The 15,856-nt window shown below is 71.5% G+C and carries 14 protein-coding genes; all 14 read right to left on the bottom strand.

Features of this window, described 5'->3' with window-relative positions:
• Positions 1 to 846 (bottom strand): arylamine N-acetyltransferase (locus M8I34_RS30745; RefSeq protein ID WP_250054951.1); only part of this gene is annotated, 846 nt, incomplete at its 3' end.
• 78 nt (positions 847 to 924) lie between these two features.
• Positions 925 to 2,115 carry an FAD-dependent monooxygenase gene (locus M8I34_RS30740; RefSeq protein WP_250054949.1) on the bottom strand — a complete coding sequence of 397 codons (1,191 nt, stop codon included), beginning with the start codon at positions 2,113 to 2,115 and terminating at the stop codon, positions 925 to 927.
• Positions 2,116 to 2,120: 5 nt separating this feature from the next.
• Positions 2,121 to 3,227: a 3-dehydroquinate synthase II family protein gene (locus tag M8I34_RS30735; protein ID WP_250054947.1), complete on the bottom strand. Its 1,107-nt coding sequence runs from the start codon at positions 3,225 to 3,227 to the stop codon at positions 2,121 to 2,123.
• 52 nt (positions 3,228 to 3,279) lie between these two features.
• Positions 3,280 to 4,113 carry a 2-amino-3,7-dideoxy-D-threo-hept-6-ulosonate synthase gene (locus tag M8I34_RS30730; protein ID WP_244414400.1) on the bottom strand — a complete coding sequence of 278 codons (834 nt, stop codon included), beginning with the start codon at positions 4,111 to 4,113 and terminating at the stop codon, positions 3,280 to 3,282.
• Positions 4,114 to 4,190: 77 nt separating this feature from the next.
• The gene (locus M8I34_RS30725; RefSeq protein ID WP_250054945.1) at positions 4,191 to 5,954 is read right to left on the bottom strand and encodes a 1-deoxy-D-xylulose-5-phosphate synthase; all 1,764 of its coding nucleotides are present in this window, start codon (positions 5,952 to 5,954) and stop codon (positions 4,191 to 4,193) included.
• Positions 5,941 to 7,062, bottom strand: a complete 1,122-nt coding sequence (ispG, locus tag M8I34_RS30720; protein WP_250054943.1) for a flavodoxin-dependent (E)-4-hydroxy-3-methylbut-2-enyl-diphosphate synthase — start codon at positions 7,060 to 7,062, stop codon at positions 5,941 to 5,943. Before ispG ends, M8I34_RS30725 begins: the two co-directional genes overlap by 14 nt.
• Complete coding sequence (gene ispH, locus M8I34_RS30715) at positions 7,049 to 8,395, bottom strand: 4-hydroxy-3-methylbut-2-enyl diphosphate reductase (protein WP_250054941.1); 1,347 nt, start codon at positions 8,393 to 8,395, stop codon at positions 7,049 to 7,051. The genes ispG and ispH overlap by 14 nt, the downstream gene beginning before the upstream one ends.
• Positions 8,395 to 9,441, bottom strand: coding sequence for a polyprenyl synthetase family protein (locus tag M8I34_RS30710; protein ID WP_250054939.1), 1,047 nt, complete (start codon positions 9,439 to 9,441; stop codon positions 8,395 to 8,397). The genes ispH and M8I34_RS30710 overlap by 1 nt, the downstream gene beginning before the upstream one ends.
• Positions 9,442 to 9,508: 67 nt before the next feature.
• Complete coding sequence (locus M8I34_RS30705; protein ID WP_250054938.1) at positions 9,509 to 10,414, bottom strand: TauD/TfdA family dioxygenase; 906 nt, start codon at positions 10,412 to 10,414, stop codon at positions 9,509 to 9,511.
• Positions 10,415 to 10,438: 24 nt separating this feature from the next.
• Entirely contained in the window at positions 10,439 to 11,506 is a 1,068-nt protein-coding gene (locus tag M8I34_RS30700) for an ecdysteroid 22-kinase family protein (RefSeq protein WP_250054936.1), read from the bottom strand.
• The gene (locus M8I34_RS30695; RefSeq protein WP_250054934.1) at positions 11,503 to 12,708 is read right to left on the bottom strand and encodes a cytochrome P450; all 1,206 of its coding nucleotides are present in this window, start codon (positions 12,706 to 12,708) and stop codon (positions 11,503 to 11,505) included. The genes M8I34_RS30700 and M8I34_RS30695 overlap by 4 nt, the downstream gene beginning before the upstream one ends.
• Before the next feature lie 130 nt (positions 12,709 to 12,838).
• Positions 12,839 to 13,768 carry a terpene synthase family protein gene (locus M8I34_RS30690; RefSeq protein ID WP_250054932.1) on the bottom strand — a complete coding sequence of 310 codons (930 nt, stop codon included), beginning with the start codon at positions 13,766 to 13,768 and terminating at the stop codon, positions 12,839 to 12,841.
• Positions 13,765 to 14,931 carry an acyl-CoA dehydrogenase family protein gene (locus tag M8I34_RS30685; protein ID WP_250054930.1) on the bottom strand — a complete coding sequence of 389 codons (1,167 nt, stop codon included), beginning with the start codon at positions 14,929 to 14,931 and terminating at the stop codon, positions 13,765 to 13,767. Before M8I34_RS30685 ends, M8I34_RS30690 begins: the two co-directional genes overlap by 4 nt.
• Complete coding sequence (locus M8I34_RS30680) at positions 14,931 to 15,851, bottom strand: TauD/TfdA family dioxygenase (protein ID WP_250054928.1); 921 nt, start codon at positions 15,849 to 15,851, stop codon at positions 14,931 to 14,933. The genes M8I34_RS30685 and M8I34_RS30680 overlap by 1 nt, the downstream gene beginning before the upstream one ends.
• Positions 15,852 to 15,856 lie beyond the last annotated feature (5 nt).

Genomic DNA, 15,856 nt, shown 5'->3' with positions numbered 1-15,856 from the left:
GGACACCTCGGGGTCTCCGTACTGCGCGCGGAACCATGCACGGTACTGCTCCAGCACCACCGGATCGTCCTCCTCGGGGCCCGGCCCGGGGGCCGGGAGCTCGTCCAGCGCGATCCCGAACCGGCTTTGGTAGACCTCCAGCACCTCGGCGGCGCCGTCGAGGATCCGCTCGGAGGTCCGCCCGCCCGACACCTCCAGCAGCCGGCGCTGGTCGACCATCGTCGTCCGCCCCGTGGCGTCCAGGATCGAGGCCACCAGCAGATGCGACATGGGCAGTTCCGGGAGCGTCCAGGCCCACCAGGTGGGCGGGAAGTCCTCGAAGCGCAGCGGGGTGGGGTCCAGCCGGTACTGGGGCACCCCGTCGCGGCGCAGTTCGATGCCGCCGCCGTCCGTGTCGGCCAGCTGGAAGACGCCCTCGGGGTCCTGCTGGGGCGCGCGCACATCGAACCGGAGCGGATAGCGGCTGCCGCGCAGGAAGCCCACGTCCACCAGCCACGGCTCGGGGGTCTCCACCTTCAGCACGTAGTGCACCACCGGTGCCATGAAGCGGCCGGCGTGGAAGATGCGTCCGCCCAGCACCGTCACCTGCGGATAGCCGAGGGTGCGCAGCAACTGCTCGAAGGCACTGGCCAGTTCGATGCAGGTGCCGCCGCGGTGGCGGTGCGCGATCTTGTCGATCACCGCGGGGCCGAGTGCGGTGGGTTTCCCCGACCGGATGTGCATGTTCTCGAACGGCACCGACACGAGATGACGTTCCTGGAGCACCCGGAGCGTCCCGGCGTCGGTACGCCGCGGACGCCCGATGCCCAGGCGGCGCAGATAGGCGTCGAGTGTGCTCTGGTCCACCGAGGTCTCTCCCCTTTCGTTCCACAGGTTGCTACGGGCTCACGGGCGGCCGCCGGCGGCTACCGGCTCACCTGGCGGCTACCGGCTCCCGACCGGCGCGGCCTCGAAGCCGTAGAGCCAGGCGTAGTCGTCCAGCCGCTCGGCCGTGGGCATCGACCGGTCGCGCAGGCGCTGCCGCGGGCCGTCGGGAAGGTGGAACTCATGGCCCCGCTCCCGGGAGCGCCGGTGCACCTCGCGTACGCGGGGCAGCCGCAGCTCCTCGTACCGCCGCAGTGCGGGCCCCGGATCGACGTCCGCGGCGCTGAGCAGATCCGCGAGCACCCAGGCGTCCTCGATGGCCTGGTTGGCGCCCTGGGACAGATAGGGCACCATCGGGTGCGCCGCGTCGCCCGCCAGCGTCATCCGGCCGGTGCTCCAGCCGCCCACGCAGTCGCGGTCGAACAGGGCCCAGTGGTGGGTCCCTTCCGCGGCCCCGATCAGCTCGGCGACATCGGAGTTCCAGCCGGCGAAGGCGGCCGCGGCCTCCTCCGGGCGGCTCGGCGCCGACCACACCTCCGGGTCCCACTCCGGTGAGGTGATCACCGCGCTGAAGTGGACCAGACCGTGCCGGGCGATCGGATAGCTCGTCACATGGCCGTTCGGTCCCAGCCAGAAGAGCACCTTCGGCACCTCGAAGAGGGACGGCAGCCGGTCGGCCGCCACCAGACCGCGGTGGACCGTGTGCCCGGAGAACCGGGGACGGTCGCCCACGAGGGTGTTGCGCAGCGCCGAGTGGATGCCGTCCGCGCCGACGACGACCCCGGCCTCCTCGCTCGTGCCGTCGGCGAAGCGCAGGGTGACCCCGTCCGGGCGCTCCTCGGCGGCGGTGCATGCGGCGCTGTGCCGGACGACGCCGGGCGGCAGCAACTCCAGCAGGCTGCGGTGCAGATCGGCCCGCTGGATGAGGTAGTAGGGCGCGCCGTACCGCTCCACGCAGGTCTCGCCGAGCTCCGTCCGGGCGAGCGGCGCGCCGTCCTGCCAGCGGCGCGTCTCGATGGCGTGCGCCCGGGTGGCCCGTCTCTCCAGTGCGCCGGCGAGCCCGAGGCGGTGCAGGATGCGGGCCGAGTTGGGGGCGAGCTGGATCCCCGCGCCGGCATCGGCGAACACCGTGGCCTGTTCGTACACGGTGCACTCGATGCCGGCCCGCAACAGCGACGCGGCCACTGTCAGGCCGGCGATCCCGCCGCCGATCACGGCGATCCGGGGCCGGTGGGTGCTTATGTGCGTCACCGGTGTCACTTCTCCAGGCAGAACTCATCAATCGGGTAGCCCACGTGGCGGTCCGCGCTCGGCAGGTAGCCGAGGACGCGGTCGCCGGGCTTGAGCTCGGTGCTGTTGAGCACGGCGCCACCGGGGCCGAGCACCCGTACGTGCCAGTCGTCCTGGAGGATCAGATTGACCGCCTGGCCGCCGGGCGCGACCGCGTCGATGGAGATCAGCGGGCGGGATTCGATCTTCACCCGGCCCACGGTGACCAGCCGGGTGTTGCCCTTGACGTCCACGGCCAGCACCTTGCTGCCGGACTTGAGCTCGCTGAGGTAGTTGGTCCGCTCGTCCTTGGAGAGGGTGTACGAGTGGATGGCGCCGGCGTTGACGCGGAACGGCCGGGTGGGCATGTACGGCAGCGGGTGGGTCTCGCTGACGCAGAGGATCATGCCCTTGGAGTGCGACCCGACGAGAATCCCCTCGTCCTCCCGGAAGTGCGTGCAGGTGTCGACACAGGCCCGCTCGCCCATGCCGACGTGGCTGGTCGCGGTGACCTCCAGCTCGACCAGGCTCAGGTTCGGGGTGTCGAGCTGGGCCGCGGCCTTCAGGTGCGCCGCTTCGCCGACGCCCTTGGGGGCCATCATCACGCCGTCCGAACCGTGCTCCAGGACACCGAAGATGATCTCGGCCTCCTCGGCGTCCTGCGCCACGGTGATCAGGCTGCCGGTGGCCTTGGCGGCGGCCGCGATCACGATCTCCAGCGGGATCTTGGTCGGGTCGCGGAAGAGCAGCAGGCTCAGCTGCTCGCTGCGCGCGGACTCACACGCCAGCTCCAGGCTGTCCGCGTCCACGATCTCCACGAAGCGGCCGAAGGTCACCTCGGGGTGACGGATCGCCAGCTCGGCCGGTGTGATGCCATGGCGTATCGGGTCCACGATCACCACATCGGCCCGCCCCAGCTCCTCGGGCACCGCGCCCGGCGCGGGGAACAGCACCTTGGTGAGGGTGGGCGGCAGCCCTTCGAGGTCCGCGAGGTCCTCGGTGACGACGCCCTCGATGCGGTGGTGCAGCGCCTCCTGGAGGATCGCTTCCTTCGCGTCCCCGACCGCTCGGACGTCCAGCCAGCTCAGCTTCATGTTGTTTCTCCACAAATATGGTGGGGCAAGGTCGACGGCGGACCAGTGCGGTTCAGACGGGCAGGGACAGCTCGTGGGCCTGGATGTCCGCGGCGAGGCGGGACCCGGCGGAGGAGCCCTCGTGGACGAGTTCGACGACCGCGCGGGCGACCTTGCCCGGCTCGTCGGCCTGGAAGATGTTGCGGCCCATGGCCACTCCCGCGGCGCCCGCCCCCAGCGCCTCGTCCACGTACGACAGGGTCGCGTCGAGGCCGCTGCGCTGCGGGCCGCCGACGACCAGGATCGGCAGCGGGGACATGTCCGTGATCTCGGCCATGGTGTCGGGCGAGCCCGTGTAGAGGGTCTTGACGAGGTCGGCCCCCAGGTCCGCGGCGAGCGAGGCCGCATGGGCGATCAGCTCGGGGTCACGGGGGTTGTCGATACGGGGACCGCGCGGGTACATCATCGCGAGCAGCGGCACGTTCCACCGGTCGCAGGCCTCGGCCACCGCGGCCAGGTCGGCGATCTGCTGCTTCTCCTCGTCGGAGCCGATGTTGACGTGCACGCTGACCGCGTCGGCACCGTGCCGTACGGCTTCCTCGACGCCGGCGACGAGGTACTTGGCGTTGGGATCGGGGGCGTGCACGGTGCTCGCGCTCATGTGCACGATGAGCGACATCTGCGTGAAGCGCATCGGGTCGATACAGCGCAGCGTCCCCTTGTGGACGATGGCGGCGTCGACGCCGCTGACGGCCAACTCCCCGACGAGCCGGTCGACATGGCGCCCGCCGGTGATCGGACCGTCGGTGACGGAGTGGTCGAGCGGCACGATCACGAGTCTGTCGTCATCGTGCCGGTGAAGCCGCCGCAGCCTGAGCTGACGTGCGAAAGGAAGGTGCGAAGGCATGGGATACGACTCCTTACAGGCTGGCTTGACGCCATGTGGCCGAATGTGGGCGGGGGATGGCCGCCCGGGCTCCCGGGTCAGCGGGGGGCCGCTTGTGGCAGCCATCCGCCGACCCGTGCGACCAGGCCGTCGGCGGTGAGCCCATGCCGGCGCAGGAGGGCCGTCCTGCTGCCGTGGGGGAGGAACTCCGTCGGCAGGCCGACGGTCCGTACGGGGGTGGGCGCGCCGGCCTCGGACAGCTGCCGCAGCAGGCGGGCGCCGAGCCCGCCGTCGCTCAGGTTGTCCTCGACGGTCACCACGAGCTCGTGCCGCGCGGCCAGCTCCGGCAGCCCCTCCGGTACGGGGACGGACCAGCGCGGGTCCACCACCGTCGACGGGATGCCCAGGGCGTCCAGCGCGGCCGCGGCCTGAAGGCACGGGTCGGCGAGCGGACCGGTCGGGACCAGCAGCACCCGGGCGCCGGGCGCCTCGTGCAGGACGTCCATGCCGCCCTCCCGGCGGAGCGCCGGCAGGGCCGGGCCGGCCTGCGCCTTCGGGAAGCGGAGGACGGTGGGCCCGTCCGTGACGGCGACCGCCTCCCGCAGCAGCGTCCTGAGCTCCTCGGCATCGCGCGGCACCGCCAGGCGCAGCCCCGGTACCAGCGACAGCCAGGAGGCGTCCCAGATCCCGTGATGGCTGGGGCCGTCGGGGCCGGTGATGCCCGCCCGGTCGAGGACGAAGGTCACCGGCTGCCGGTGCAGCGCCACATCCATCAGCACCTGGTCGAAGGCGCGGTTGAGGAAGGTGGAGTAGACGGCCACGACGGGGTGCAGTCCGGTGTGCGCCAGCCCGGCGGCGGAGACGGCGGCATGCTGTTCGCCGATGCCGACGTCGAAGACCCGGTCGGGGAAGCGGCGGGCGAAGCCGGCCAGGCCCACGGGCTGGAGCATCGCGGCGGTGAGGGCGACCACGTCGGGCCGCTGCGCACCGAGTTCCGTCATCTCCGCACCGAACACCGCGGTCCAGGAGCGGCCGCCGGAAGCGGACTTGCCGCCGGTCTCGGGGTCGAAGGTGCCCACCGCGTGCCAGCAGTCGTCGGGGTCCTCGGCGGCCGGTGCGTAACCGTGGCCCTTCCGCGTCACACAGTGCACCACCACGGGGCGGTCGAGTGCGGCCGCCCGGCGCAGTGCGCGCTCGAGGGCCGGGCGGTCGTGGCCGTCGACCGGGCCCAGGTAGGCGAGGCCCAGGTTCGCGAAGAGACCGGCCCCGCCGCGGCCCGCCCGGAGCTCGCCGAGGTGGGTGGCGAGGGCGCCGGCGGTGGGGGCGTAGGAACGGCCGTTGTCGTTCAGGACGATGATCACCGGGCGGTCCGGGGCGCCGCCGATGTTGTTGAGCGCCTCCCAGCTCATCCCGCCGGTCAGCGCGCCGTCGCCGACGACGGCGACCACCCTGCGGTGCGCGGCGCCGGCCAGGCCGAAGCCCTTGGCGATGCCGTCCGCGTACGAAAGGGCCGTGGAGGCATGGGAGTTCTCGATGACATCGTGCTCGGACTCGCTGCGGTCGGGATAGCCGGAGAGCCCGCCCTCCTGGCGCAGCGTCGAGAAGGCCTTCATCCGGCCGGTGAGCAGCTTGTGGACGTAGGCCTGGTGGCCGGTGTCGAAGAGCAGGGTGTCCTTGGGGGACTCGAAGACCCGGTGCAGGGCGAGGGTGAGCTCGACGACGCCGAGGTTGGGGCCCAGGTGTCCGCCGACCTTGGAGACGGATTCCACGAGGAAGGAGCGGATGTCCGCGGCCAGCGCCTGGAGTTGCTCCTCCGTCAGTGCGGCGAGATCGCCCGGGCCGGTGAGGTCAGCCAGTCTCATCGAGGTCCACCCCCATCTCGTCCGCGAGGCGCAGTGCCTCTTCGATGAGGGTCTCGACGATCTTCGACTCGGGGACGGTCTTGACGACCTCGCCCTTGACGAAGATCTGCCCCTTGCCGTTGCCGGAGGCGACACCGAGGTCGGCCTCGCGGGCCTCGCCGGGACCGTTGACGACACAGCCCATGACGGCGACCCGCAGCGGCACCGGCAGCCCTTCGAGCCCGGCGCTCACCTCTTCGGCGAGCTTGTAGACGTCCACCTGGGCGCGGCCGCAGGACGGGCAGGAGACGATCTCCAGGCGCCGCGGGCGCAGGCCGAGCGACTGGAGGATCTGGATGCCGACCTTGACCTCCTCCACGGGCGGCGCGGACAGCGAGACGCGGATGGTGTCGCCGATGCCCTGGCGCAGCAGCGCGCCGAAGGCCACCGAGGACTTGACCGTGCCCTGGAAGGCCGGTCCCGCCTCGGTGACGCCGAGGTGGAGCGGGTAGTCGCACCGCGCGGCCAGCAGCTCGTACGCCCGGATCATCACCATCGGGTCGTGGTGCTTCACCGAGATCTTGAAGTCGTGGAAGTCGTGCTCCGCGAACAGCTCCGCCTCGCGCAGCGCCGACTCGGCCAGGGCCTCCGGGGTCGCCTTGCCGAACTTCCGCAGGATCCTCGGGTCGAGCGAGCCCGCGTTGACCCCGATACGGATCGGGGTGCCGGCCTCCTTCGCGGCCTGCGCGATCTCCTTGATCTTGTCGTCGAATTCCTTGATGTTGCCCGGGTTGACCCGGACACCGGCGCAGCCCGCCTCGATCGCGGCGAAGACATAGCGCGGCTGGAAGTGGATGTCCGCGATGACGGGGATCTTCGACTTCTGGGCGATCTCCGCGAGGGCCTCGGCGTCGTCCCGGCTGGGGCAGGCGACCCGGACGATGTCGCAGCCCGCCGCGGTGAGTTCGGCTATCTGCTGAAGGGTGGCCTGGGCATCGGCCGTCACGGTGGTCGTCATGGACTGCACCGAGACGGGGTGGCGGCTGCCGACGCCCACGCCGCCGAGCATCAGCTGCCGGGTGGGACGACGCAGCGGTGTCGTCGGCACGGCAAGGTCAACAGCTGTCAACGGTCTTCTCCAAGTCTTTGCGGGCGCGGTCTTTCCGGGCGCTCCTCAGCTCTTTGGGAAGCTGGAAGGTGACGTTCTCCGTCGCGACTTGGTGCTCGGTGACCGTGACGGGGCCGAGGGCACGGAGATTGGCGACGATTTCCTGGACGAGGGTGTCCGGGGCCGAGGCGCCGGCCGTCAGGCCGATCCGCCGGGCCCCGCGCAGCTGCTCCAGGCCGACGTACGAGACGTCGTCCACCAGCTGGGCCGGGGTGCCCATCCGCTCCGCGAGTTCCTTCAGGCGTACGGAGTTGGAGGAGTTGGGCGATCCGACCACCAGCAGCAGATCGACCCGGCCGGCGATCTCCTCGACGGCGCGCTGCCGGTTGGTCGAGGCGTAGCAGATGTCCTCGGACCGCGGTGCCTTGACCGACGGGAAGCGGCCGGCCAGGGCCTGGGCCACCTCGGTGGCCTCGGACATCGCCAGCGTGGTCTGCATGAGGAAGGAGACCGCCTCGGGGTCCTCGACCTCCAGGCGCGCCGCCTCCGCCGCGTCCTGCACCAGCACCGTGCGGTCGGGCGCCTCGCCCAGCGTGCCCTCGACCTCCTCGTGACCGGCGTGGCCGATCAGGACGACGGTGTCGCCGCGGCCCGCGAACCGCTTGGCCTCGGCATGGACCTTGGTGACCAGCGGGCAGGTCGCGTCGATCACCCGCAGACCGCGCCCGGCCGCCGCGTCACGTACCGCCGGGGCGACCCCGTGGGCGGAGAAGACGACCGGTTCGCCCTCCGGCACCTCGTCGAGTTCCTCGACGAAGACCGCGCCGCGGCGGGCGAGGTCCTCGACGACATGCCGGTTGTGGACGATCTGCTTGCGCACGTAGACGGGGGCGCCGTACCGGTCGAGGGCGCGTTCGACGATCTCGATGGCGCGGTCCACACCGGCGCAGAACGACCGCGGGGCGGCCAGGGCCACCTCTCGGTCCCCCTTCGCCGCTTCCCAGGCGCCCAGGACCCGGGCCAGGGCTTCCTCGGCGCGGTCGACGGCGGCCGATCCGGCGTCGTCGCGCACCAGGCACAGCAGCGCGTCACCGTCCGCCTCCGGGAGCTGTGCCGGCGCGGCGACCTCCACCAGCGGTGCGTCGGCGCCCCGGGGAGCCTCGGCGCCGGCGACGGCGGCCCCGCCGGTGTGGACCGTCAGCCCCTGTGCCCTGAGGGCCCCGGCGAGCAGCCGGTGGACGCGGCCCTCGCGGGCGCCCGACGCCAGGTGCAGCCGGTCGGCGAGCACCACGTCGCCGTGGCGCACCGCCGTGCTCAGCGGTCGGGCGGCGACAGTCACGATGGCGGCGGTCATCAGTGCTTCCTGAAGGCGACGTAGTCGGCGAGGGCGAGCAGGGGTGCGCGCTGCGCCTCCGTCAGCCCGAGGGCGTCGAGCTGCGCCACGGCGAGGCCGCGGTGCCGCTCGATCTCGCTCTCGGTCCAGGCGCGGCCGCCGGCCAGCTCGACCAGCTCGGCGGCGCGCCGGGCGCCGTCCTCCGTCATGGGGTCGGTGTCCGCGTAGAGCGCGGCCAGTTCCGCGGAGCCGGGCCGGCCGCTGTGGAGGGCGGCGACGACGGGAATGCTCTTCTTCTTGTTGTGCAGGTCGGAGCGGACCGGCTTGCCGGTGACGGCCGGGTCGCCCCATATGCCGAGTACGTCGTCGACCAGCTGGAACGCCATGCCCAGGTGCATGCCGAAGGCGCCGAAGCGGCGGCAGGTCGCGTCGGGTGCGCCGACGAGTCCCGCGCCCAGCGTGCAGGCGCAGCGCAGCAGCGCCGCGGTCTTCTGCTCGGAGACGGTCAGGGCCTCTTCCAGGGTCACCGTGGCGCGGCGCTCCAGCGCGAGGTCGGCCATCTGGCCCGCGGCCAGCTCGGCGATCGCGTCGATCAGGGCCTTGGTCGCCCAGCCCTGGTGGCCGGAGGCCTCGTCGAACATGCCGCAGGCGCGGGCCAGCAGGATGTCGCCCGCCAGGATCGCGGCGGGGGTGCCGAACTTGCTCCATACCGTGGGCCGGCCGCGCCGCTCCAGATCGTGGTCCATGACGTCGTCGTGCAACAGCGAGAAGTTGTGGACGAGTTCGACGGCGGCGGCGCCGGGTACGGCCTGCTGGGCGTCGCCGCCGCAGGCCTCGGCGGCGAGGATGGTCAGTGCCGCCCGGATCATCTTGCCGCCGCTGTTCGCCGTGGGGCGTCCGCTGGTGTCCATCCAGCCGAAGTGGTAGGCGACGATCGGGCGGATGCGGGTGTCGAAGGTGTCGACGGTGGCCCGCAGGGCGGGTGTGACGAGGCCGGCGGCCCGCGAGGCGTTGCGGTGGGCCAGGTCGACACTGCTCTCGAGGGGCTGGACTGTGTCAGCGTGCACGGAACTCTTCCTCTTGGTTCGGTCCGACAGAAATCCGACAGAAAGGTGTGCGACGGCGCGACGCGGTCTACGCGGCGGTATTCCGCTGGTTCTTGAAATCGGCGTAACGCAGGGTCGGGCACTGCTCCCAGAAACCCTTCTCACCCAACGCCACCCGCCGCAGCGTCCGCCGCCCATTGCCTTCCAGACCACCCCGGGCATGCTGAACCGCCAGGTTGTGCCAGATCACCACATCCCCCTGCTGCCAGGAATGCTCATACACCGCATCCTCGGCATACATCACCGAGAACAACTCCTCCAGCAACTCCCGGCTCTCGCCGTCCTCCAGACCCACGATCCGCGTCGTCTGATTCGCATTCACCATCAGCCCCGGCTCCCCCGACACCGGATGACGCCACACCACCGGATGCTCCGCCCGCGGCATCCCCTCCGCCACCGACAGCCCCACATTCCGGCCGTCCAACGACACCGGCATCGCGTTCTCACACACCAACGACGCAACCCGCGACCGCATTGCCGCCGGCAAACGACCGTACGCCGCCGCCGCATTCGCAAACCGCGTCGACGTCACACACCCCTCAACATCCTCAGCAAAAAGCGACACCCCCTCCAACGGCACCGCACAATGCCCCGTATCCGAATGGAAAGACAGCTCACTCACCCCCAGAGCAGCCCCCTCCTTCACATTCGAAACAAACCCGATCCCCGAACCCTCCTCATGCAACACCGGCCCCAAATACCCCATGAACCGGATCTGCTCCTCCAACGAGAAACCCTGACCCGAAAACACCAGCAGATGCCGCGCACGGAACAACTCCACCAACGCCGCCGCACACTCCGCACCCAACGGCGCCCCCAGATCCACCCCCTCGACCCGCGCACCCCACCCCGCAGACGTCGGCTCCCACACCAGCCCAGCCACCAGCCAGCCCCCCAACACCCCGAACGACAACAACAGTTGCGAGACTAGCACTCTAAGTTGGATTATATAAATGATTTAGCGACCCAGGGCGGTGAGGCTCTCCAGCTCCGTGCAGGCGGTACGGAAGCGCCGGGTGACGGCGGACAGCACCTCCGCCGGGTGGGAGCCCTCCGGGGTGGCGGCCCACATCAGCAGGCCGTAGACCATCTGCGCCCGGTAGGCGTCCCACGCCCCGGCGAAGGACGGCGGCGCGGCGCCCCGGGCCGCGACCTCGTCCAGATAGCCGGCCAGCAGGTCCCGTTCGTGCGCCGCCCGGTCCCCGGGGCTCAGCGCCGAGGCGAGGAGGTAGGCCACATCGTGCGCCCAGTGCCCGCGGCGGGCGGCCTGCCAGTCCGCCAGCAGGGGCCGCCCGCCGGGCGCGAACGCCAGATTGCCCGGATGCGGATCACCGTGCAGCAGGGTGGGCTGCACCGCGTCGTCGAAGGCCGTCAGCCGCGCGAAGGCGGCCAGCCAGGACTCCGGCGCGGCCCGCTTCCCGGCCGGGCCGTCGCGGTCCGCCGCCGAGCAGACCGCCTCGGCCCCGCGCCGCGCATAGGCGTACGTCGCCGACCCCGCCGGGGCCGCACAGCGCCGCACCCACGACAGCGCACCCCGCCGCACCGGATCGCGGAACTTGGCGTGCAGCGCGGCGAGTTCGGACAGCACCCCGGCCACCGCATCGGGCGTGAGCAGCTGCCCCGCCGCCCCCCAGTCGCAGCCGCGCGCCGTCAGGTCCTCCATCAGGAGGAAGAAACGTCCGTCGTCGGGGCGGTAGCCGGACGCGTACACGGCGGGCACCGCCACGGGGGCCGTCGGCAGCACCTCCTGGTACATCCGCACCTCGGTGACGTAGATGCCCGCGGCCGCCATGACCTCGTGCAGCGGATGGGACAGCGAGGTCTTGACGAACAGCCGCTCCGGCAGCGCCGCGGCGTCCGGACCCGAGAAGCGGGCGGCCAGCGGGATACGGGTCGAGGTGCCCTGGTCGGTCGGCGCCACCCGCAGGCCGGTCACCCGGACCCGGTGGCCGGCCCCGCGCAGCGCCGCCTCCAGCCACCCCGCGTCGAGGTCGGCGCGGACCCGCGGCACCTCGGCGCCGGTCACCGGCCCGTGTCCCAGGTGACCGGCAGCCTGCGCACCCCGTAGTTCAGGGAGTCCTCGCACATCGGCACCTCTTCCGGCGGCACCGCGAGCCGGAGCGCGGGGCCCTGCGTGAACAGCGCCCGCAGGCCGGCCCGCAGCTGCTCGCGCGCCAGCTGCTGGCCGATGCACTGGTGGATGCCGTGCCCGAAGGCCAGATGCCCGGCCGGCGGGCGGCCGAGGTCCAGGGTGTCGGGGTCGTCGAAGCGCCCCGGGTCGCGGTTCGCGGAGAGCAGCGAGGCGACGACCACCTCACCGGCCGCGATGGTGCGCCCGCCCAGCTCGATGTCCTCCAGGGCGGCGCGCTCCCGGCCGAACTGCGGGATGGTGAGATAGCGCAGGAGCTCTTCGACGGCCGGCTCCGTGAGGCCGGGATCCGCCCGGAAGGCGGCCAGCTCCCCGGGGTGCCGCAGCAGGGCGAAGGCGCCGAGGGAGAGCATGTTCGCGGTGGTCTCGTGCCCCGCCACCAGGACGCTCAGCCCGATGTTCGCCGTCTCCTCGTCCGTCAGCTCACCGTCCGCCGCCAGGTCCGCCAGCAGGTCGTGGGCGGGTGCGCCGCGCTTGGCCACGACGAGGGTGCGGACATAGCCGGCGAGGGCGGCGACCGCGGCGTCCGACTCCTCGCGGGTGCTGTCCACCGAGACCATGCTCGCGGTCCAGCTCTGGAACGCCGCCCGGTCCTCGTAGGGCACCCCCAGCAGTTCGCAGATCACCAGGGTCGGCACGGGCAGCGCGAAGATCTCCACCAGGTCGGCCGGCGGCCCGGCGCGGCGCAGCGCGTCCAGCCGGCCGGCGACGATGCGCTCGATGGCCGGTACCAGGGCGCGGACCCGGCGCACATGGAAGTGCCGGGCCAGCAGCCGCCGGTAGCGGGTGTGGTCGGGCGGGTCCATCCGCGCGAACATCCCCGGCGCCGGGGCGTCGCGGCGGCGCAGCTGGCTGGCGACGGGGGAGGTCACCAGGTCGCCGCGGGCGCTGAAGCGCGGGTCCGTCAGCACGGTGCGGACGTCGTCGTACCGGGTGACGAGCCAGCCGGCCGAGCCGTCGGGGAAGGCGAGCCGGCTGACCGGATCACTCCGGCGCAGCGCGGCGTACTCCTCGGGCGGGTCCAGCGGGCAGCGGCGCGCGCGCGGCAGCGGCGCGGGGTGCGAGGAAGCGTCGGTCACATCGCGTCCTTTGATCGGGAGGGGACCGGACTGCGGCAAGCCGGGGTGAGCACGACGTCCCGTCACCCGCCCCGGGGGGCGGGGGCTCACGGCAGGCGTCGCGAGCCGGACGGGACGGTGTGAACACCCCCTAGCCGACGGCCTGTTCGGCGTCCGGCAGGTCGAATTGGAGGTCGTCGACGGTGTACAGGTCGATGGCGACCCTGAGGTTGTTCTCCAGCGCGGCGGCGGAGGCCGGGGCGCTGCGGTGCAGCTCGTCCAGGAGGAGGGCCTGCTCGTCGCGGTAGGCCTGGATGCGGTCGCGTACCGCGTGCGGCGTCATCCGGGTGCCGTCGCGGGCGACCAGCTGGACGACGTTCAAGGTGCCCTCTTCGGCGTCCTTGGCCCAGGTCCGCAGATCGTTGGCGAGCCGGACCGCCCTCGACGCCGGGACGAGGGCCGCGTCGAGCCGCTCCTGTGCCGCGCTGTCCGGGTGCTCGCCCACGGTGATCAGCAGCGCCAGGGCCACACTGCGGTAGTTGACGTGCCGGTAGGCCAGTTCGAGGAAGTCCTCCATGGTGGGCAGCGGCTCCACGCCCTCGGCGATCCGCCGGCTGAGCACCGCCTGGCGCACCCCCGCACGGACCCCGTCCACCAGCCGCAGCACGAACCGCTCCAGCAGCCCGCAGCAGCCGTCCCGGGTCCGCAGCTCCTCGACCAGTGCGGCGAGCGAGGTCTCGAAGAAGTCGCCCTCTGTCGCCTCGGCACGGCCGCCGCGGAGCACGGCGAGCACCCGCCGGCCGACGTCCTCGGGCCGGGTGCCGTAGTGCTCGGAGTCGTCGAGCCGGCCGTCGAGCAGATAGAGCCACAGGCTGTACTCGACGAGCAACGCGTGGTCGGCGACGTCCAGTCCGGGCGCGATCACACACACCGTGGCGGCGAGGGTGTCGTACACCTTGTCGCTCAGCTCCTGCTGGACGGGTCTCGCCCATTGGCGCGCCAGTGCCCCGGCCTCGACGGCCTTGGCCCGCACCGCCGGGTCCGCGCTGTCCAGTAAGTGGGAGACGAGCTTGTTGTTCATTCCTGCTTCCTCACGGTCGCCGATGTCAGCCCCAGCGAGCGCCCCACGATCTCCTGCATGATCTCCGAGGTGCCGCCGAAGATCCGCTCAATGCGGTTGTCGCGCCAGATGCGCGCGATTTCGTACTCGTTGATGTATCCGTATCCGCCGAACAGCTGGACGCAGCGGTCGATGATCTGCCAGGCGGTCTCGGTGGTCCAGTACTTCGCCGCGGCGGCGTCGACCGCCGTGAGATGGCCCTCGACGAGCGCCATGATGCAGCCGTCGACATAGGTGCGGGCCGCGTCGAGCTTGGCCCGCATGTCGGCCAGCGCGAAGCGGTTGGCCTGGAAGGTGCCGATGGGCTGCCCGAACGCGGTGCGGGTCTTGGCGTACTCCAGGGCCAGTTCGAAGGCGCGCTGCGCGCCGCCCAGCGCGCTCACCGCGATGGCGATCCGCTCGGTGGGCAGGTTCTCCATCATGTACGCGAAGCCACGGCCCTCCGCGCCGAGGAGGTTCGCCGCCGGTACCCGTACGTCGTGGAAGAAGAGCTCCGCGGTGTCCTGCGCCTTCAGGCCGACCTTGTCCAGCCGGCGGCCGCGCTCGAAGCCGGGCATCCCGCGCTCGACGACCAGCAGGCTGATGCCCTTGTGGCGGGCGTCCGGGTCGGTCTTGCAGGCGACGATGACGAAATCCGCGAGGATGCCGTTGGTGATGAAGGTCTTCTGGCCGCTGAGCACATAGTGGTCGCCCTCGCGCCGGGCGGTGGTGCGCATCGCCGCCAGGTCCGACCCGGCGTCCGGCTCGGACAGGGCCAGTGCGCAGATGGTCCGGCCGGAGACGATCCCGGGGAGCCAGCGGTGTTGCTGTTCTTCGGTGAGGTGCGACAGGTAGGAGGGCAGGACGTCGTTCTGGAGCCCGAGGCCGATGCCCACCGTGCCGGTGGCCGCCATCTCCTCGGCCATGATGGCGTTGTAGCGGAAGTCACGGATGCCCTGTCCGCCGAACTCCTCGGGGAATTCCCACCCGATCAGACCGGCCGCACCGGCCGCGCGCCAGGCCTCGCGGCTGACGATTCCGGCCCGCTCCCATTCCTCCGCGTGGGGCACGCACTCCTTGAGGTAGTAGGCGCGGGCGGTGTCGCGGAACTGCTCGTGCTCGGGGGTGAAGAGCGTGCGCCTCATTACGCGGTGGCCTTGTCCTCGGCGGCATTCTGCTGGTTCTTGAAATCGGCGTAACGCAGGGTCGGGCACTGCTCCCAGAAACCCTTCTCACCCAACGCCACCCGCCGCAGAGTCCGCCGCCCATTGCCTTCCAGACCACCCCGGGCATGCTGAACCGCCAGGTTGTGCCAGATCACCACATCCCCCTGCTGCCAGGAATGCTCATACACCGCATCCTCGGCATACATCACCGAGAACAACTCCTCCAGCAACCCCCGGCTCTCCACATCCTCAAGACCCACGATCCGCGTCGTCTGATTCGCATTCACCATCAGCCCCGGCTCCCCCGACACCGGATGACGCCACACCACCGGATGCTCCGCCCGCGGCATCCCCTCCGCCACCGGCAACCCCACATTCCGGCCGTCCAACGACACCGGCATCGCGTTCTCACACACCAGCCCCGCCACCCGCGACCGCAAACCCGCCGGCAAACGACCGTACGCCGCCGCCACATTCGCAAACCGCGTCGACGTCACACACCCCTCAACATCCTCAGCAAAAAGCGACACCGCCTCCAACGGCACCGCACAATGCCCCGTATCCGAATGGAAAGACAGCTCACTCACCCCCAGAGCAGCCCCCTCCTTCACATTCGAAACAAACCCGATCCCCGAACCCTCCTCATGCAACACCGGCCCCAAATACCCCATGAACCGGATCTGCTCCTCCAACGAGAAACCCTGACCCGAAAACACCAGCAGATGCCGCGCACGGAACAACTCCACCAACGCCGCCGCACACTCCGCACCCAACGGCGCCCCCAGATCCACCCCCTCGACCCGCGCACCCCACCCCGCAGACGTCGGCTCCCACACCAGCCCAGCCACCAGCCAGCCCCCCAACACCACGAACGACAACAACAGTTGCGAGACTAGCACTCTAA

Source organism: Streptomyces sp. MCA2 (assembly GCF_023544705.1).
GTDB lineage: Bacteria > Actinomycetota > Actinomycetes > Streptomycetales > Streptomycetaceae > Streptomyces > Streptomyces decoyicus.
Note: the sequence above shows the minus strand (reverse complement) of the source record. Positions and strands in the feature narration are given on the sequence as shown.